At 36.6% G+C, this 19,283-nt stretch carries 18 protein-coding genes and 2 tRNA genes; 10 read left to right on the forward strand and 10 right to left on the reverse strand.

The annotated features are described in order from the left end of the window. The first annotated feature begins 235 nt into the window (after positions 1-235). The 4 genes from CWD90_RS00005 to CWD90_RS00020 all read left to right on the forward strand — a co-directional run bounded on the left by CWD90_RS00005 (position 236) and on the right by CWD90_RS00020 (position 3,975). Complete coding sequence (locus CWD90_RS00005) at positions 236-919, forward strand: Mu transposase domain-containing protein (RefSeq protein ID WP_239986420.1); 684 nt, start codon at positions 236-238, stop codon at positions 917-919. A 23-nt stretch (positions 920-942) separates the two neighbouring features. After that, positions 943-1,683, forward strand: a complete 741-nt coding sequence (gene istB / locus CWD90_RS00010) for an IS21-like element helper ATPase IstB (RefSeq protein ID WP_103473881.1) — start codon at positions 943-945, stop codon at positions 1,681-1,683. Between the two features lie 106 nt (positions 1,684-1,789). Next, positions 1,790-2,521: an alpha/beta hydrolase gene (locus CWD90_RS00015; protein ID WP_103473882.1), complete on the forward strand. Its 732-nt coding sequence runs from the start codon at positions 1,790-1,792 to the stop codon at positions 2,519-2,521. Between the two features lie 539 nt (positions 2,522-3,060). Beyond that, a complete protein-coding gene (locus CWD90_RS00020; RefSeq protein ID WP_103474217.1) occupies positions 3,061-3,975 on the forward strand; it encodes a GlxA family transcriptional regulator in 915 nt (304 codons plus the stop codon). Between the two features lie 313 nt (positions 3,976-4,288). Here CWD90_RS00020 and CWD90_RS00025 read toward each other — a convergent pair whose 3' ends face one another. Further along, positions 4,289-4,969 carry a Crp/Fnr family transcriptional regulator gene (locus tag CWD90_RS00025; RefSeq protein ID WP_103473883.1) on the reverse strand — a complete coding sequence of 227 codons (681 nt, stop codon included), beginning with the start codon at positions 4,967-4,969 and terminating at the stop codon, positions 4,289-4,291. A gap of 232 nt (positions 4,970-5,201) precedes the next feature. Between CWD90_RS00025 and CWD90_RS23680 the strand changes: the two genes are divergently transcribed. The 3 genes from CWD90_RS23680 (at position 5,202) to CWD90_RS00035 (ending at position 6,324) form a co-directional block, all read left to right on the forward strand. After that, positions 5,202-5,390, forward strand: coding sequence for a GDCCVxC domain-containing (seleno)protein (locus CWD90_RS23680; protein ID WP_353057373.1), 189 nt, complete (start codon positions 5,202-5,204; stop codon positions 5,388-5,390). 95 nt (positions 5,391-5,485) lie between these two features. Next, positions 5,486-6,082 (forward strand): methyltransferase domain-containing protein, encoded by a 597-nt coding sequence (locus CWD90_RS00030; RefSeq protein ID WP_103473884.1) that lies wholly within the window; start codon positions 5,486-5,488, stop codon positions 6,080-6,082. Between the two features lie 5 nt (positions 6,083-6,087). Further along, positions 6,088-6,324: a hypothetical protein gene (locus CWD90_RS00035; RefSeq protein WP_157941138.1), complete on the forward strand. Its 237-nt coding sequence runs from the start codon at positions 6,088-6,090 to the stop codon at positions 6,322-6,324. A 110-nt stretch (positions 6,325-6,434) separates the two neighbouring features. On the opposite strand, the gene CWD90_RS00040 is transcribed toward CWD90_RS00035, so the two are convergent. Genes CWD90_RS00040 through icd form a run of 3 tightly spaced genes read right to left on the reverse strand, consistent with a single transcriptional unit; the run spans position 6,435 to position 9,781 of the window. Next, the gene (locus tag CWD90_RS00040; protein ID WP_103473886.1) at positions 6,435-8,084 is read right to left on the reverse strand and encodes a SulP family inorganic anion transporter; all 1,650 of its coding nucleotides are present in this window, start codon (positions 8,082-8,084) and stop codon (positions 6,435-6,437) included. Positions 8,085-8,137: 53 nt separating this feature from the next. After that, entirely contained in the window at positions 8,138-8,515 is a 378-nt protein-coding gene (locus tag CWD90_RS00045) for a DUF983 domain-containing protein (protein ID WP_103473887.1), read from the reverse strand. Between the two features lie 45 nt (positions 8,516-8,560). After that, positions 8,561-9,781: an NADP-dependent isocitrate dehydrogenase gene (gene icd / locus CWD90_RS00050; RefSeq protein ID WP_103473888.1), complete on the reverse strand. Its 1,221-nt coding sequence runs from the start codon at positions 9,779-9,781 to the stop codon at positions 8,561-8,563. Between the two features lie 101 nt (positions 9,782-9,882). Here icd and CWD90_RS00055 point away from each other — a divergent pair, with 101 nt between their 5' ends. Then, positions 9,883-10,575: a Crp/Fnr family transcriptional regulator gene (locus tag CWD90_RS00055; RefSeq protein ID WP_103473889.1), complete on the forward strand. Its 693-nt coding sequence runs from the start codon at positions 9,883-9,885 to the stop codon at positions 10,573-10,575. A 905-nt stretch (positions 10,576-11,480) separates the two neighbouring features. Here CWD90_RS00055 and CWD90_RS00060 read toward each other — a convergent pair. From CWD90_RS00060 to CWD90_RS00080, 5 genes are all read right to left on the reverse strand, one after another. Then, the gene (locus CWD90_RS00060) at positions 11,481-12,692 is read right to left on the reverse strand and encodes a site-specific integrase (protein WP_103473890.1); all 1,212 of its coding nucleotides are present in this window, start codon (positions 12,690-12,692) and stop codon (positions 11,481-11,483) included. A gap of 204 nt (positions 12,693-12,896) precedes the next feature. Beyond that, positions 12,897-12,971: transfer RNA gene (locus CWD90_RS00065), tRNA-Pro, on the reverse strand. 75 nt (positions 12,972-13,046) lie between these two features. Further along, positions 13,047-13,322: a GIY-YIG nuclease family protein gene (locus CWD90_RS00070; protein WP_103473891.1), complete on the reverse strand. Its 276-nt coding sequence runs from the start codon at positions 13,320-13,322 to the stop codon at positions 13,047-13,049. A gap of 168 nt (positions 13,323-13,490) precedes the next feature. Further along, a tRNA-Ser gene (locus CWD90_RS00075) sits at positions 13,491-13,578 on the reverse strand. A gap of 145 nt (positions 13,579-13,723) precedes the next feature. Further along, positions 13,724-15,772: an HD family phosphohydrolase gene (locus tag CWD90_RS00080; RefSeq protein ID WP_103473892.1), complete on the reverse strand. Its 2,049-nt coding sequence runs from the start codon at positions 15,770-15,772 to the stop codon at positions 13,724-13,726. A gap of 238 nt (positions 15,773-16,010) precedes the next feature. On the opposite strand from CWD90_RS00080, the gene CWD90_RS00085 reads away from it, so the two are divergent. Next, positions 16,011-17,186: an acetyl-CoA C-acyltransferase gene (locus CWD90_RS00085; protein WP_103474218.1), complete on the forward strand. Its 1,176-nt coding sequence runs from the start codon at positions 16,011-16,013 to the stop codon at positions 17,184-17,186. 22 nt (positions 17,187-17,208) lie between these two features. Beyond that, on the forward strand, positions 17,209-17,961 hold the full coding sequence (locus tag CWD90_RS00090) for a C40 family peptidase (protein ID WP_103473893.1): 753 nt from the start codon (positions 17,209-17,211) through the stop codon (positions 17,959-17,961). 54 nt (positions 17,962-18,015) lie between these two features. Here CWD90_RS00090 and CWD90_RS00095 read toward each other — a convergent pair whose 3' ends face one another. Beyond that, positions 18,016-19,278, reverse strand: a complete 1,263-nt coding sequence (locus CWD90_RS00095) for a tetratricopeptide repeat protein (protein ID WP_103473894.1) — start codon at positions 19,276-19,278, stop codon at positions 18,016-18,018. Positions 19,279-19,283 lie beyond the last annotated feature (5 nt).

Genomic DNA, 19,283 nt, shown 5'->3' on the forward strand with positions numbered 1-19,283 from the left:
CAACCTCAAGTCGGCCGTCAAACGTGCGAGCAGATATGAGGCCGACATCAACCGGAGCTTCAAGGACTTCGCCCATCATTACAATTGCGTGATCAATCCTGCCCGTGGGTACTCACCGCAGGATAAGGCGTTGTGCGAGAACGCGGTGAACCTGGCCTACCAGCGCATCTATTATCCCCTGCGCAATATGACCTTCTTCTCTTTGCAGGATCTCAACCGGGAGATAAGACGCCTATTGGGGTCCTATAACGACCTCTTGTTCAAAAGAAAACAGGCCAGTCGGCTGGAACTCTTCCAAATGGTGGAGCGGGAGTACCTGAAGCCTTTACCTGCCAGCGCCTATGAACTCAAGGATTACCGCAGGGCCAAGGTACAGAAGATGGGCTATGTGTACTTCTCACCGGACAAGAGCTACTACAGTGTCCCGTACCGCTATATAGGAAAGGAGACCACTATCCATTACACCGCAAGCATGGTAGAGGTCTATTACTATCATGAGCGTATCGCTTTGCATGGACGTAATCCCTCCAATGGAAGCTACAATACCAATGCGGAACATCTCAGTAGCACCCATAAATTTTACTCCGACTGGAGTCCCGAATTCTTTAAAAAGAAGGCCGGTATCCATGGCAAGAACGTACTGGGCTGTATAGAGGAAATACTCAGGGCCGGGGACTATCCCGAGATAGGCTATAAACGGGCCATGGGCGTCATTCAGCTTCATAAGGCCTACGGGTCCAAAAGGTTGGACGATGCCTGCAAACGGGCGCTTCGGGCCGATGCCGCCACCTACGGGCGCATCAAAAATATTCTGAAGAACAACCTGGATAAAAGCTCCCTGTTCTACCAGGACCTGGAAGAGGATAAACCTCATATTCCCGAACACGGAAATTTAAGAGGAGCCTCCGCATACAAATAATATTCACCATTAAATTTAAAACAATGAACAACAATCAAACTATTGAAAAACTCAAACAAATGCGTTTGGGGGCTATGGCCGAGTTGCACCTTCAGCACGTAAAAAGCAACCGGCTCAGTGATATGACAGCAGATGAATATCTGGCACTGCTTATCGACCATCAATGGGAAGACCGGCAGAACAGTAAGATCGGTAGGCTTTTAAAGCAGGCCGACTTTCGTCAGCAGGCATCTCTGGCAGATGTGGACTATACCCATGACCGCGACCTTGATAAAAATATGTTCCTGCGTCTGGGTACGCTGGACTTTATGGAAAGAAAGGAGAATATCATCATCTGCGGTCTCTGTGGGTCTGGCAAGAGCTATCTCTCCCAGGCCCTGGGCCACCAGGCGTGCATGATGGAATATAAAACCATTTATGCAAATACTGCCCGGTTGCTGAAAAAACTGAAGCTAAGCAAAGTAGATGGTACCTATTTAAAAGAACTGGCCAAGCTGCTAAAAGCGGACTTACTGATCCTTGATGATTTTGGGCTACAGAGCTTTGATAACCACGCCAGGGAAGCGTTAATGGATATTATCGATGACAGGTACAACAGGGCCTCCACCATCATATCCACTCAAATACCGGTATCTGCGTGGTATGAAATTATAGGTGGGGATGGTACTCAAGCGGATGCTTTGCTCGACAGGATCGTAAACTCCTCACATCGGATCGACCTTAAAGGAGAATCCTTAAGAAAAGGAAAATTAAAGAATTTATAAACCTAATTTTTTTTATAATTGTAGAATCTTTCAAAGTGGCGCAGTTTGACCGAAACAGGTGGCGTCATAACTCCGAAATAACCACGGCTCTTGTACAAAGGAAGAAATGAACTTAGGTGTAACAAATGAATTTACATTACAATCCGTTACCAATGGAGCATCTTATAATATTAAGGTTGGATTGCCTTATAATTACAATCCGTCAGTTGAAAAATATGAAACAATATATGTATTAGATGGTGAAGAAATATTTGGTTTCGTTGCTAACCGATGTAACGAGATTTCGGATAATTTTGGATTTAAAAATGTTTTGGTCGTAAGCATTGGATATGGTAAGGACCGTAGCATTGATTATACTCCAACAAAAGTTAGCTCAGTTACTGGTGGGGCTCCGCAATTTTTGAATTTCATTGAAACTCAGTTAATTCCCAAAATGGAACAAGATTACAATGCTGATAATACCAGGGAAAGTCGGGTAATACTTGGCCATTCATATGGAGGTCTATTTGGAGGTTACGCTTTTTGCACAAACAATAAATTATTCGGAAACTATATTCTATTAAGTCCATCTTTTTGGTTTGATGACTATGTTTCTCTGCAAATGGAAAAGGATAACAGAGCCGAAAATAAAAACAGAAGGCAACTGGTGTTCATGGGTATAGGCGAACAGGAAGAAAGAGACAGAATGTTGGATCCCTTCGAAGCGTTTCATCATTCAATTATGGACAACTATACCAATATTAAACTAACAAAAAATCTTGAAAAAAACCTGGATCATATGGGTTCAAGAAATCCAAATATTATTAATGGCTTAAATTATTATTTTCAAAACAGATAAGATTTATTCATTTAAAAATGTCACTTTGCCTGAAGTTTTTTCTTTTACTTATAAATTTCGCGGGCAACTTTACTTCTCACAATCAATATGAAAGAGACTTGCCCGCCGTTTCCCTATTGACTAGACCTAACCCAAAACTGTACAATCAATTCCCAAAGAAGTATAACAACTACATCCTTGCATAGGCTACTTTTACTTCATTAAAAAACAATAAAAAACATAATTATGAAATCAACAACAGTGAGCAAGAGTGCTCAAAAAACAGACAATGTAAAATGTGGAAATCCAAATTGTAAATGTGTTAATTGCAATTGCGGTTCAACATGTACTTGTGCAGATTGCATTTAGATAACGCTTGGTTAAATTTTAAAGGCCGTTCATTAGTGGACGGCTTTTTTTTGTCTATTTAGATATGGGATATCCTTTGGATCTATTAAATTCAGGGTAACTTGAATAGGTCGTCTGTAATTGACGCCTTAATGTCTGATATTAAATTTAGACTTGGCTTACCTTTATTAAATAGATTAAAACCCGAAAATATGCAAAAGGTCGCCTTTATTATTCCACCTACCGTTGAATTACTTGACCTTGCAGGTCCGGTACAGGTTTTTACCGAGGCTAAATTTTATGGTCTTCAAATGGATATTGAATTTTATCAATTTCAGGATAAACCTGTAAGTACGGCAGGATTAGGGTTTGAAAAAATTAAGAACTATGGTGAAGCCAAATTAAATGAAGGGGATTTTGTATTTGTTCCAGGTATGCATTTTGATTACGTTAGCAGTATTGCTTTTAAGGCTGAAAAAGAATTTTTCAAATGGCTCAAAGATTGTTCTGAGACAGGGGTAATGGTGTGTTCCATTTGTAACGGAGCTTTTGCCTTAGGGTATGCGGGTTTATTAAAGGATACAGAATGTACTACACATTGGCGAAGAATAAATGAGCTGCAACTCCAATTTCCACAGGCCAAGGTTGTAGCCGATATATTATATATTAAGAGTAATAATGTGTATACCAGTGCCGGCATAAGTGCAGGAATCGATCTTGCCTTGGCCATTCTTGAAGCTTTAAAGGGGCCTCTATTTACGCATAAAGTGGCAAGAGGCCTTGTTGTTTATCACCGTAGGAGTGGAAAACACAGACAGCAAAGTATTTACCTCGATTATAGAAACCATATCAATCCACATGTGCATCAAGTTCAAGATTACTTAATTGATAATCTTTCCAAAGAGAACGACATAGAATCCTTAGCTTCACTTGTTGGGATGAGTTCACGAAATCTTAGCAGGGTATTTAAGGACAGGACGGGGTTAACTATTCTGGAATATCTTACCCTATTGCGAAAAGAATATGCCAGTACCATGCTTAATAACCCCGACTATACTGTTGAATATATAGCTTCTAAATGTGGATTTAAAAGTGCAAGGCAACTACAAAGAATATTAAAAAAATGAGCCACAGTAAAACTAAAACTAGCTAATGGATTTTAAGGATAACTGCCTAAGCGAAAAAGTCCAAAATATTAGGATACCGCCTCAAAATCCTAAACCAACTTATATTGCACAACCCCAAACCAGCCTTAATCCCTTTTGCAGCTCGAGGTAAACGTTTTACAAACGAAATGCTAAAACTTATGAATAACCTCAGCTTTCTATGAACCTTTATGGTCGTCGGAGCTCTTGAAAACTAAGTAAAGGCTAACGCCTATCGTCTTTTTTGTTTTCCGCAGCTTAAGATCTCGCAGAAGTTAACCAGAAATAAATTAGATCAATAAAAATTAGCAATCTGGATGAGACGTTCAATATTTAGCAATTGAATTTTACGACCATCTATAGCAATAAGTTTATCATGTTTAAAATCATGAAGTACACGTGCTAAGGTTTCAACTACTGTCCCAGCCATATTGGCTAAATCCGAGCGAGAAAGCATAATATAGGTGATTGCAAAATCCTTAACTTTATATTTATCATGTAAAATCAACAAATTAAGAGCCACTCGTTCCCTCACTGTACGTTGAGATAATACCGCCATAAGATTTGCCAAGACACTAAATTCGTGGCTTAAACTTTTCAATAGCAAACGAGAAAATGATGAAGAATTGTTAAGTATCTTATTAAAATCCTGTATGGTTATAAATGAGATTATAGCGTTTTCTATGGCAACTGCAGTATCTCCGTAAGTATTTTCACTTAAAACAGATGAATAGCCAAAAAACTCACCTTCATTGTAGATATAAATTATTTGTTCTCGCCCATCATTGTCTATTTTGTATTTTTTTACTTTACCGCTTTGCAAATAAAAAATACCCGATGGCAAGGTGCCTTCCGTAAATATGGGTTGGTTTTTACGATACTTTTTATCAATCATTAATTCCTCAAGCAACTCTTTATCAGCTTGAGGTAATTCCTTTAAAATATACTGGCTATTGAATGTGAATTTAGTAATCATAAGCGAGTCCTAAAGTTACGTCTTATTTATTTTTTAATTTAAAAGTTTGATTTAAATCAAACTTTTCCAAGATTCCCCTCAAGCACATTTATTTTTAGACATGGTAATTTTACATCCATGGTTTGCAATTATTTATTAATGAACAAAATAACGATGAAATCTCCAATTGAATTCCCTTTCATCTAAAAAATTAATTCTATTTAGTTTGACAAAAATTAGTACATACGCAATAATGAGCTGTCCTATCTGCGGTTCTAAATACAAAGAAAAAATGCCACAGATAGGTAAACGTATTAATAGTAAGTGTGTGTTTTGCCATACTCTGTTTGGAATAAACAATACGGATGACTGCTGTGTTTACTGCACATATAGTGATGAATTATGTCCAAAAGCACAAATAAAAATAAAGAAGAACAAATAAAAATACTGGCAAATCGTATACACATAAATACGACTTGCAATTTTAACAACTAAAATAGCTATTGTTGCTTTATTGGCTAATCAAGTTTATACACAATGATTTTTAAAAATCTGCAATTAAATATTGACATTGAAGACCATCTTTTTAATTCACTTTATCCAATGCGGATCAAAAAGCTTTCTGAGCGCCATTGGACTCCCGTAGAAGTAGCTAAATTGGCGGCCGATTATTTAGTGGATAAACCAAAATGCAAAGTTTTGGATATTGGGTCGGGAGCAGGGAAGTTTTGTTTAATAGGAGCAGCTTCAACAAAGGGCCTATTTTATGGTGTTGAACAACGAAAGGAACTTGTCAACTTATGTAAAAGTATAGCAAAAACACATCAAATAAATAATGTAGAATTTTTTCACTCAAATATTACAGAAATTTCCTTTTCTGATTATGATGCCTTCTATTTTTATAACCCTTTTTATGAAAACATTGATAATTCCCTTTTAATAGACAACAAAATCGTTTTAGACGAAAAATTATATTTTACGTATTCAGAATATGTAGAAAATCAATTAAAAAAAACGCCCGTTGGAACTCGTATGGTTACGTATTGGAGTATGTGGGTAGAAATTCCAGAGGGTTTTGATTTAGAATTTACGGCCTACAATGGGAAACTAAACTTTTGGGAAAAGAAATTTTGATAGCTATGAATAAAAATTTGAACCACATTCAAAAAACTAAGGAAGCGCTATTGATACAAGGCGTAGAAAAGCTCAAAATCATTGGTTTTGCTAATGTTACCATACATAATATTTTGACCGAGGAAATTTATATTCTCTACTTCTCAAGCTATTTGAAAAAAATATCAGATCCGAAAAACGATAATGAGATTATTGCCATAAATGAACTAAAATCATTCATTACCAAACAACGCGAGATTTAAAAAAGGGAAGGTGGCAATTAATTGCCAAACAATAATTTATAAATATACTCGATAAACTACATATACAACTGGGTCTATTAATAACCACACTGCGTTTCTAAAAACTAATCCTACAAGTTTTCTTTGGCCCTTTTAATGGCGGTATGTATATCTTCTACCACAAAATCTGTTGCTATAAATGAGAATATTTCATTTTTTTTAAAATCCTTCCTCAAGGTTTTTCCAATACCCGAAATTATTACTTTGATTTTTCGAGCCTTGTAGGTTTTTATGATTTCCTTGATACTCTGATATCCGGTAGCATCGATTAATGGTACATAGCGCATTCTAATAATAATAACTTTGGGCTGTAAATGTGTATTGGTAATGGTTTCCTGAAATTGTCTGGCCGCTCCAAAAAATAGAGGTCCATTAATTTCATATAAAATAACTCCTTTAGGTAAATCCAATAACTCTTCATCAAAAAGATGCTCGCCATTTCCATTTTCGGATGAAAAATCCTGAATATTAACAGATTCACTCATTCTTTTCATAAACATAAAACTGGATAACACTATCCCAATTTCTATGGCAATTACCAAATCAAAGATAACGGTAAGAAAAAAGGTGGTCAGTAAGATAACAACATCCATTCTATTGCCTTTTAGAATAGATATGAATTGTTTCCATTCACTCATATGATACGCGACAACCATTAATATACCTGCTAAACAAGACATAGGTATTAATTTGGCATAGGGCGCAAATAAAAGCATAATAGCCAATAGGACTAGAGCATGAACGATACCGGCAATAGGGGTTCGCCCACCATTTTTTACATTGGTTGCAGTTCTTGCAATGGCCCCCGTAGCCGGGATACCACCAAAGAGAGAAGAGAAAATATTGGCTGCTCCTTGTGCTATTAATTCCATATTTGAACGGTGTTTACCTCCTATCATTGAATCTGAAACCACAGCGGAAAGGAGTGATTCTATACTTCCTAATATGGCAATTGCAAATGCGGGTTGAATAAGCCCTTGAATGGTATCAAAATCAACCTTTGGTATATGGGGCAAGGCCAACTTATTTGTAATATTCCCAAAATTACTTTCAATGGTATCTACCGGAAGGTCAAATACAACTACAATTATGGTAGATAATATTATGGCAATTATAGACCCTGGAACCTTATTTACTATTTTTTGAAAATAAAGTGTGATAAATATCGTTGCGACGGCAATGCTAATAGCATACCAATTGATTTTATGGAAATTACTAAAATACACGACCCATTTATCTATAAAATCGGCAGGGACTTGAGAGATACTTAGCCCAAAAAAGTCATTAATCTGAGAGGAGAAAATAATAAGGGCTATACCACTAGTGAAACCCACAATGAGAGAATATGGAATGTATTTCAGTAAATTTCCAAGTCGCGCCAATCCAAAACCGATAATAATAAAGCCAGCCATAAAAGTAGCGATGGTTAAGCCGTCTGTCCCGTATTGTTGAACAATACCATAAACAATAACAATAAAAGCTCCTGTAGGCCCTCCTATTTGAACCCGACTTCCTCCAAAAGTCGAAATAATGATTCCTGCTATAATTGCTGTTAAGATTCCCTTTTCAGGAGAAACACCAGAGGCTATCGCAAAGGCAATGGCCAAGGGTAAAGCGACTATCCCCACAATTAATCCAGAAAGAATATCTTTTGTTATTGTTTCCTTTGATATCCCTAGTTTTAAAAGAGAAAATAATTTTGGTATAAATTCTTTGCCCATTGGTTTACAGATTAATCATTATATAAATAAGGCGCTTAAAATTTTATTATATTTTACCAATTTGTTGTATAATCTATGGTCATATTCAATAAAATAGCTCTTGAGATACGCATTAATGGAATCTGTAACATAAAACTAAAGAGAATAATAAAGGGGTACATAATTTTAAAAAAGCCAGGTATACTATTCAAAGAAAATCCTAGTATTATTAATGGCATAAAAATTATTAGTACAATAGGATAGCTAATCCATAAAGCAGCCGTATAAAACCCTGGTTCCAGCTTAAAATCTTGCTGACAACATGAGCATTTATTGGGCATTTCCAAGATTCTTGAAAACACAAATAATCCTGGATTATTAAATAAATTTCCAATTTGACAACGTGGGCATTTTAATTTTAAAATACTGTACAGCTTCGTCCCCCTTTTCATTGACTATTCTCCTTTTTGTAGTGAACAATTTTTTCTCAGATAGATTTACATATTATCAACTATAGCTTTCCCAAATTCAGAACATTTAAGTAGCATGGCATCTTCCATTAATCTTTCGAAATCATAGGTGACGGTTTTGTTATGAATAGCGCCTTTCAATCCTTTAACTATAAGGTCTGCGGCTTCTTGCCAACCTAAATATTCCAACATCATTACGCCGGAAAGGATTTCGGAAGATGGATTCACCTTATCTTGATCTTTGTATTTGGGCGCTGTACCATGTGTTGCTTCAAATATGGAAACTCCCGTTTTATAATTTATGTTTGCCCCCGGTGCAATTCCTATCCCACCCACAATCGCAGCCAAAGCATCAGAAATGTAATCCCCATTTAAGTTTAAGGTTGCAATAATATCATATTGTTCAGGTCTCAAAATAATTTGTTGCAAAAAAGCATCGGCAATGACATCTTTTATAATTAGTTGATGTCCACCGTTATCAATAACCTGCCAAGGACCACCTTCATAATCTTTCGCGGAAAATTCATCTATGGCCAACTGATAGCCCCATTCTTTGAATTTGCCTTCGGTATATTTCATTATATTACCTTTATGAACGATAGTTACCGAATCTTTTTTATGTTCAATAGCATATTGAATCGCAGCTCTTACCAAACGCTCTGTTCCTTCTTTTGAAACGGGTTTAATTCCAATAGATACGGTATCGGGAAAGCGAATGGCAGTTACACCCATCTCATTGATTAAAAAGTTTTTTACTTTTTCAAGTTCAGGTGTACCATTCATCCATTCAATGCCCGCGTAAATATCTTCAGTGTTTTCCCTAAAAATGACCATATCTACTTTTTCGGGATTTTTCACAGGGGAGGGTACGCCTTCATACCATTTAACGGGTCTAACACAAGCATATAAATCAAGTTGTTGTCGTAAAGCCACATTAAGGGACCGCATTCCACCACCTATTGGTGTCGTTAATGGCCCTTTAATGGCCACAAGGTATTTCTTAATGCTTTTAATAGTATCTTCTGGTAACCACTCCCCTGTTTTCTCAAAAGCCTTTTCACCTGCATATACTTCTTTCCATTTAATTTCTCTGTAATCACCATATGCTTTCTTAATAGCAGCATCAATTACCATTTTAGTGGCTTTCCAAATATCTGGACCAGTCCCGTCACCTTCAATAAAAGGAATAATTGGTTTATTTGGCACATGCAGCTTTCCATTAACAAGACTAATTTTACTTTCATTCATATTGTAAACTAAGTTAAATTGAATACAAATGTACAACAAATGTTAATTTAAAACATAACAAATGTTATGTTTTTATGTGCTATTTATTATATATTTGACCGATGAAAAATTTCTATTCCCAATTTGATTTTCAAAGTGAACAACTTTTTGAGGTATTAACCTCTGAGGAAAAAAAGTTAGTATATGATACTATGGAGCCATTGATCATCAAGAAAGGGGGACTCTTGTTTTATGAAGAAGGTGTCCCTACCGGTATCTTTCAAATTAAAAAAGGAAAAGCAAAAAAGTTCAAGCGCGGTTTTTCTGGAATAGAACAAATTTTTTATATCTACACGACTGGCGATGTATTAGGGTATCACGCTTTATTTGGAGAAGAGCGTTATCAAGATTCCTGTGAAGCATTGGAAGATCTGGAAGTGAATTTTATAGCTAAGGATGTCTTTTTTAAGTTGTTATTGGATATTCCCGCTTTGCAACGCACTTTTATAAAAAATATAGGTCATGAGTTTGGCGTTCTAGCCAATATTATTGCTGTACTTGCCCAAAAAAATCTTAATGCACGATTGGCTATTAACTTGCTCATTTTAGAAAATAGATTCCAAAAGCATTATAAATCAGCTGGTATTGATTTAACAAGAGAAGATTTGGCCAATATTATTGGCACTTCACCAGAAAGTTTGGGTAGGAGCCTAAAACAGTTTAAGGATGAAGGGGTAATTGAAATAGATAAAAGAGTTATTTATATAAAAAATAGGGATATAATATTTGAACTGTTGAATATTGACTTGAGCTAGTGACATTGTGTACGCTCAAGTGCCTCGCTGTATTAATAATTAGGAACCAGTCCAGGATTACCCCACTCCGTTCGGTGAACCTATTTAGTGGGTCGGGGCTCAAGGAAATCCGACACAGGCTAACGCCTGTCGCCTTTTTTGTTTTCCGCTGCTTAACCACCTAGTGGTACTACGCAGTGGAAAACAAAAAATCCGATCACATCTGTGATCGGATTTTCTTGGTCGGGGTGGCAGAATGTTCTAAAGCCACACTATATATTTATAAATCAAGTAGTTACAATTTATTAATTAAGCTGGGTAACCGAAAAGGTAACATATTTGTTATGACATTTTGTTTTATTTTGATACTAAGATAATGATTTTACTCCTAGTGTTTTTAATAGCATCATTAAGATATGAAGTATGTTTTCTAAAAATTGGCTAATGAAAAAAAAAAAGAATTAATTGTTAATTGGAAGTTCATAAGTAATATGGATAGTATAAAACTAAAGGTTTTCTATGAAATAAAATCCCCAAATCTTACCATAACTAACTTACGCATGGATCCTGTTGGATTTCTTTAGTGTTCGGGTTGATAAGCGTTAAAAAGAAATCCAACTGGGCGTAACTACTTTTTGATCTGTACTCTTTTTACTTTGCGACCGTCGGGAGTAAAGCAAGTTTGTTTTTGTGGCAACAAAAACACATCTTGCGCCTTCTGACCAAGTCCTTTTTTTAGCACTGCCATAAGTTTCTTTTTGATGGCTTTAAAACTAGGCTATTTCATCAGTTCATTGCTTTTACCAGTAGTGTGATTTTTTCGAGTTTTCCGGTATTCTGATAACGATAGTATAGTTGTTATTCTTTTCTTCATTAGCCTCTTTTATTTCAACACGGACTTTTCAAAATAGTCATATACTTATCACCTATTCGTTAATTAAAAAGCTTTGCTCTAACTTTTGCATATCCTCACTTACCTTTCTTTCAATGACTTTGGCATAAATCTGGGTTGTCGATATTTTGGAATGACCTAATAATTTAGATACTGTTTCTATAGGTACTCCATTACTCAAAGTGACCGTTGTAGCAAAAGTATGCCTGGCGATGTGAAAAGTTATATTTTTAGTTATTCCGCATACGTCTGCTATTTCTTTTAAATATGAATTTAGCTTTTGATTCGATATCATTGGAAAAAGTCGATCCTTTATTATTGATTCTGGATGGGCTTCATATTTTTTGATGATGCACAGTGCTTTTGAGAGTATTGGGATTTTCATGGGTATACTAGTTTTTTCTCGCTCGGCATAAATCCATTGTTTTCCATCGATACCAGTGCATAAATTTTTAGTCGATAAATTCATCACATCCCCATAAGATAATCCTGTATAGCAACTAAAAACAAACAAATCTTTAATCAATTGTAATCTAGTAATGGTAAATAGTTTGTTTTCTATGGCTTGTAATTCTTGTAGCGTCAAATAGGTTCTTTCTTTCTTCTCGTATTTGGCTTCAAATTTTATAAAGGGATCTTTACTTAGCCATTCCATTTTATAAGAAAGGCTAATCATTTTCCTTAGACGTTCTATGTGTTTCATGACCGTATTGTTTCCCATAGACTTTTGACCTCTTAAATAGCGTTCAAAATCGATAATAAACTTATAATTCAACTCGCTTAAGAACATATCGGTGGTGCTATGTTTTTGCTTTAGAAAAAGAAAAATATACTTGTGGGTAGTAAAGTAGTTCTTCTGTGTTCCCCAGCGGAGGGTAGATTTCATATGCTCGTTATGATACTTGATAATATCTGTGATTGCATACCTATTTTGATCTGTTCCTAAAAAGTGTGCTTTGAGAAGATTTGAAGTAACAAACTTTCTTTCTCTTTTAAGATTTTGATAGGCTTCAAAAAGTTGAGAATTGACTTGTTTAAGATAAGTATTGACTTTTTTGATGTCATCACTTAATCCTTTTAATCGATTCTTCTTTGCATCCCAATCTGAAATTAAGATTTTTTGCTTTAATGAGAGCTCTGCTCTTTTACCATCTATGGTAATTCTAGCATAAAGAGGTGCTTCTCCGTTTTTGGCACTGGCAAGTTTTAGCCAAAACAGAATACTGAAGGTGTTTAAAGTTTTCATACGTTTTTGTTTTAAAAATTGAACATTAAAACAAAAGTCAAATCAATACATTCGGTTACCTTTTTTATACATTTTAGGACTTGGTAACCGAATAGGTCACATTTTTAATCAAATCAAACCAAATTAAATGATAGCCTTAAAACTACAAAAGCTTGATAATCATACGATTACCAAGCTTTTGTTGCTATTTGATTTACTAAAAAGTCGGGGTGGCAGGATTCGAACCTGCGACCTCCGCGTCCCAAACGCGGCGCGATAACCGGGCTACGCTACACCCCGAACTAGTTATCTATTTTCTTTCCTGGGGTGGTCACGCCCTAAGCGTGACGACCTCCTCGTCCCAAATATTTTGTTTTAATGACCGGGCGAAACCTCACTTGCCTTCGGAGTGTTATCCCCGAAATGGTCATCTATATAACGTTTTGCTCTTCTTTTCTTTATCCTGTGTTCTAAAACAATTGCTTCCGAACGCGACAAGACCTCAATTTGCAAAACTAACACCCAAGGCGCTCCACCCTTTGTAGAAGGAACAACACCAAGGTTATGTCTTATCAATCTTTTTCTAATATCAGCAGTTTGACCTACGTAATATCTTGAACGTTTTTCGCTATATAAAATATAAACGAACATATACTATCTTTCTTAGAGTGGTCACGCCCAAATCGCGACGACCTCCGCGTCCCAAACGCGGCGCGATAATAACGCCTTGCGTTACAAACCGGGTGAGACCTGCCACGCCTCAGGCGTGGTACACCCCGAAATGGCAAAACCATCTCTACATTACTACATTAAAAAAAGCGGAGAGACAGGGATTCGAACCCTGGGTACCCTTTTGGGGTACGACGATTTAGCAAACCGTTCCTTTCGGCCACTCAGGCACCTCTCCAGTAATTTTAAAGATCTTGCATTAAAAATGCGGTTGCAAATGTACTTTTTCATTCAGAAGAACGCAACAATTTTTTAATATTTTTTTCACTTCCTTTTGCTTATTGACCCTATCTTATTAAACCTCAAACAATTCATAAAATCAACTACTCTGGATATTCTACTCTTAAATGATAAATATTAATCAATTTTTGTTTTAAAATCTTCTTAATTGCCTCTATTTCCTTAAAAGTAATATTGGCATTTAAAAATTGATCAGCCTTAATTTGGCCCTCAATAATCTTTTCAACAAATTCATCAATTATCAAAAAAGTTGGATTTTTTAAACTCTTGGAAGCCGCTTCCACGGAATCCGCCATCATTAAAATGGCAGTTTCCTTCGAAAACGGAATAGGACCCGGATACCTAAAATCCTCTTCATTGACCTCGCCTTCCAAAACCTCTTGCTTTTTGTAAAAATAAAAAACCAAAGAAGTACCATGGTGGGTCCTTATAAAATCTATTACACGGTCCGGAATCTTGTTTTTACGTGCAATTTCTATTCCCTCTATAACATGGTTGATTATTATGGCCGCTGCATCTATAGGTTCAAGATCGTCATGAGGGTTTACATTGGTAATCTGATTTTCCGTAAAATAGGTTGGATTGTTCATTTTGCCAATATCATGATAAAGTGCCCCTACCCTAACCAACATAGCATTTGCTCCAATTTCATTGGCCGCTGCTTCCGCCAAATTGGCAACCTGTAAGGAATGATGAAACGTTCCAGGAGCCTTATTGGATAATTCCTTTAATAGTTTGGAATTGGTGTCGGATAATTCCAGCAGGGAAACATCGGAAACCAAACCAAATATCTTCTCATGAATATAAATCAAGGGCTGAACAAATAAGGTAATCATACCATTCAGGAAAAAATATCCAAAAGCCATCCAGTGTATATCATCCAAGTTGCCCTCGTGGATCATATGAAACGCAAAATAACCAACTATATAAATCAAAGTAATTTGGCCTACAGATATAAATAAATTGGCCCTTTTATACAATTCCGACACCGACAAGATGGTAACAATTCCCGCCAAAGTCTGTAGAAAAATATATTCAAAACTGTTTGGCACTACAAAACCTAAAATTAAAACGGTAAGTACATGAACAAAAAGCCCTAACCTGGCATCAAAAAAAGTTTTGAGCACCAAGGGTAGAATACACAAAGGAACCACAAAAACATACTCTACATTGTATTTCACCACCATTGTGGTCATAAACACCATGATTAGAATATTGACTACTATAAAGGTAACCTTGGTATTATCCTTAAAGATTTCCGGGCGATATTTTTTGAGAAAAAGAAAAAACATCATTAATACCATTGCCACCAATAAGGTGTACCCAAAAAGTATTAAGTATTGATTATTCTCTTCCCATAACTCGGACTCAAATTCACTTTTCAGTGAATCCAACACCCTTAGGTCCTCTTCCTCTACTACCTCTCCCTTGGCTATAATAAGTTTGCCCTCATCTACATTGCCAATGGTATAGGAAATCTTGGAATATTCAGATTCCAACTCCTTGTTCGATAAATCGCTATCAAAACTTACATTGGGTTTAATAAAATTAAAGAACAACTCCTGAAAGGAAGGTTCATAATCGGATAATCTAGTTTGCGTCAGTTTTTTTCTAATTACACTCTCTACATCCGATAAACTATAAACCTTGTCGAAATTCAACCTTACAGCTTCATTATTCCTAACTAGGTACAGACTATTCTTATTACTTCTCCTCTCTATTTTGGATAAAATACCATTTGCATAGAGGTCTGTTAGAACATCTTTGGCCACACTCTTTATCCTTCCCAATTCGTATTTATCGAAAGAGGAGGAATTAAAGATCAAATTCAATTCGTTCTGTATTGTACTGTCTACCTCTGCTACTATGTTGGCATCATAATAATAGTAATCTATGTGATTGCTTTCTATTTTATCTCTTTCCTTAGTAATTTCATCCTCACTCTTATTTACCGAAAAATCGAACGGAGCATAAAAATTATTGTATTGCCAAGGCTTGCCTTTCTGGTACTCATATTTAAACTTTCCTCCTTTAGGAAAAAAAAATACAATAAAGAAAACAGCCAAGAAATATAAAAAATACTTATAAACTAGAGAATGATTTTTATAAAGCTTGTCCAAAAAAGTGCGCATACGGAAAGTATATATAGTCAAAAATAGAAAAATATAAACTTATAATGACACTTTCCTTAAATAACACAGCAAAGCAAAAGAAACATTTATTAATTTATAAAGGACCGAAGCTTTTGTCCCCCAATTTAACCCTCCGGAAATCACGCTGATAAATTCATAAAAAACTCGGAATATTACATCATTGCCCACCTCATTGCACATTAATTTATTAAATTCGCAAATAATAAAAATGAACTTGATGAAAGATGTTGTAATCGTTTCTGCTGCAAGAACACCCATTGGAAGCTTTATGGGAGCGTTGTCTACCATAACCGCCCCTGAGCTTGGTGCTGTTGCAATTAAAGGTGCATTGAATAAAATAAAGTTGGACCCCTCCCAAGTGGAGGAAGTTATAATGGGCAATGTTGTACAGGCAGGAACCGGACAGGCTCCAGCTAGACAGGCCGCCATTTATGCGGGAATACCAAATACCGTTCCTTGCACAACTGTCAATAAAGTATGTGCCTCAGGAATGAAATCCGTTATGATGGCTGCCCAGTCCATAGCATTGGGCGACAACGACATTGTTGTTGCCGGCGGTATGGAAAACATGAGTCTAATACCTCATTATATTCATTTAAGGAATGGCCAAAAATTTGGACCTGCCACCTTAGTCGATGGTTTGCAAAAAGACGGATTGGTAGATGCTTACGATCAGCAAGCCATGGGAACCTGTGCAGACGCCTGCGCTATTGAATATAAATTTAGCAGGGAAGATCAGGACAATTTTGCCATACAATCCTACCAAAGATCAGCGGAAGCTTGGGCACATGGAAAATTTGCCAATGAAGTAGTTCCTGTGGAAGTTCCTCAAAGAAGGGGCGAACCCATTTTGGTTAGTGAAGACGAAGAATTTAAAAATGTGAAACTGGACAAAATTCCCGGATTGCAACCAGCTTTTTCAAAAGATGGCACTGTTACCGCGGCCAATGCCTCAACCATTAATGACGGGGCAGCAGCTCTAGTTTTAATGAGCAGTGAAAAAGCAAAAGAACTAGGATTAAGGCCATTGGCAACCATAAAGAGTTATGCCGATGCGGCACAGGAACCAAAATGGTTTACTACCGCCCCAGCAAAGGCACTACCAAAAGCATTGACCAAAGCCGGTATAAGTATTGATGATGTAGATTATTTTGAGTTTAACGAAGCCTTTTCGGTAGTTGGCCTTGCCAATATGAAAATACTAGGACTTAACGATAAAAATGTAAATGTGAATGGCGGAGCCGTTTCTTTGGGTCACCCCTTAGGTTGTTCCGGGGCTCGAATCATTATTACATTACTAAACGTACTGGAACAGAACAATGCCAAAATTGGCGCAGCAGCCATATGTAATGGTGGTGGTGGAGCTTCTGCCATAATTATAGAAAAAAATTAATAAGTTCTTGTAAAGCACGCCCATGCAATACGGTATTTGCCACCTTAGTATTGTCCCAGTACGTTCCATAGCAGATGACACTAGCGAAATGGTTTCCCAACTTTTATACGGTGAACATTTTAAGGTGCTGGAGCAAAGAAAAAAATGGAGCAAGATCCGCAATGCTTTCGACAATTTTGAGGGTTGGATAAGCAACCTACAATTTACCCTCATAGAGGATGAACTCTATACGGAATTGGATTGTTCGGAATCCACAAAAGTATCGTCTGAGCTTATCTCCTTTATAGAAATCGAAAACAATATACTTCTTCCCATTGTTCTTGGCTCATCTATACAGCAATATTGTTTTTTGAACCACAAGTTCGATGGCTCGTATGCTATAGGCAAACAAGACAAAAACCAACTGGTTCATAATGCCCTTCTCTATTTAAATGCCCCCTATTTATGGGGTGGTAAAACCACATTTGGAATTGACGGTCCTGGCTTTACCCAAATGGTCTACAAAATAAATGGCCATAGACTACTTAGAGGTGCCCAACAACAATCTACACAAGGGGAAGCCTTAAGTTTTATTGAGGAAAGTGAACCTGGAGATTTGGCCTTTTTTGACAACAACGACGGGATTATAGATCACGTAGGAATCATCATGGAGAACAACTATGTTATCCATTCTTTTGGCAAGGTCCGGATAGACCGCATAGACCATACAGGAATCTTCAATACCGAAACCAATACCTACACCCACAAACTAAGAGTAATCAAAAAGATCATATAAAAAAAAGGGCCATCGCAATGCGATGGCCCTTTTGTATATTCAACCGATATCTTCTTACTCTCCAGCAAGCTTTTTAAGACGTAAAAAATTCTCATTATCTCCCAAGGCACCATAAATATTCTTTAACTGAGAAAGAATACCTTGATTGTCAGGATTCAATTTCAAAGCATCTTCCAAGATAATTGCACCATCGCGGAACAAGCTATCTTTTTGCTCTTTTAGTTCATCATATCTAGCGATATCTTTTTTGGAGTTTCCAAGAGAATTCATTTCATCAATCAAACCATTACCTTCATTAACGTAGGTTGTGGAAAGATTCAATTGTGCATTTACATATCCAGGATTAATCTCAATAGCTCTTTTATAAGCCTTTCTCGCATCTTCTATATTACCTTGTTCCATGTTGATAACACCAACATTGTAGAACAAATCTGGATTATCCGGAGCCACTTCGGAAGCCTCCGCCATTAAAGCTTTAAATTTCTCCTTATCGCCCATTTTGTAGTAAAGGTTGGCTTCGTTCAAAATCAAGTTTACATCCTTAGGATCTTTTGCCCTTGCATCCTTATAAGCTTCCAATGCCTTGTCATCTTGCCCCAATTGCGTATATATCAAGGCTATGTTCTTAACGATTTCCGTAGTTTTAGAAGGAGTTTTTTCATCTGTTGGATCCTTATATGCTCCAGATTTTACCATTAACTCTCTTTGTGTTTTCTCCATCTCTTCTGCCTCACCGGTAGATACATTGGTAGCTTTGTAGACTATACCACCTCCATCATAACCTAAGTCCTTTAACTCGTTATAGTATTTAAGCGCTTTTTCATAATGTCCTCCATTTACCGCACTACTAGCTGCATAATAAAGATAAACAGTATCCATTGGACTTAACTGGTAACCCATATATAGTTTTCCAGCTGCTTCCTCATACTTTTTATTGTTATTATCCTCTACTGCAGAATTGATAAGGTCGGCAGTCATGTTGGAAAGTTTTTCCTTGGCATCAGCCCCGTATTTTGCCTTTCCGCTTTTCCCTTCCACTTCACTTACTTTTTTAAAGGAAGAAATAGCTTCGTCAAAAGCACCAGCGGTGCCTTTTTTGGCCAAATCGGCATAAGCACTACCCCTTAAAAAGTAATATTGTGCCTGCATTTTTTCATCCGCACTACTAATTAGCGAAGATGCACCGTCCAAAGCTGTTTTAGCAGCCATGGCGTCACCAGACTTTAACGCTTTATCAGCCGTTTTTATCTCATCCTTTTGAGCAATTCCGACTACTGAACAGAACATAGTCGCGATTATTAAAATATTTGTTTTCATTTCAA

The organism is Arenibacter catalasegens (assembly GCF_002909235.1).
Lineage (GTDB): Bacteria > Bacteroidota > Bacteroidia > Flavobacteriales > Flavobacteriaceae > Arenibacter > Arenibacter catalasegens.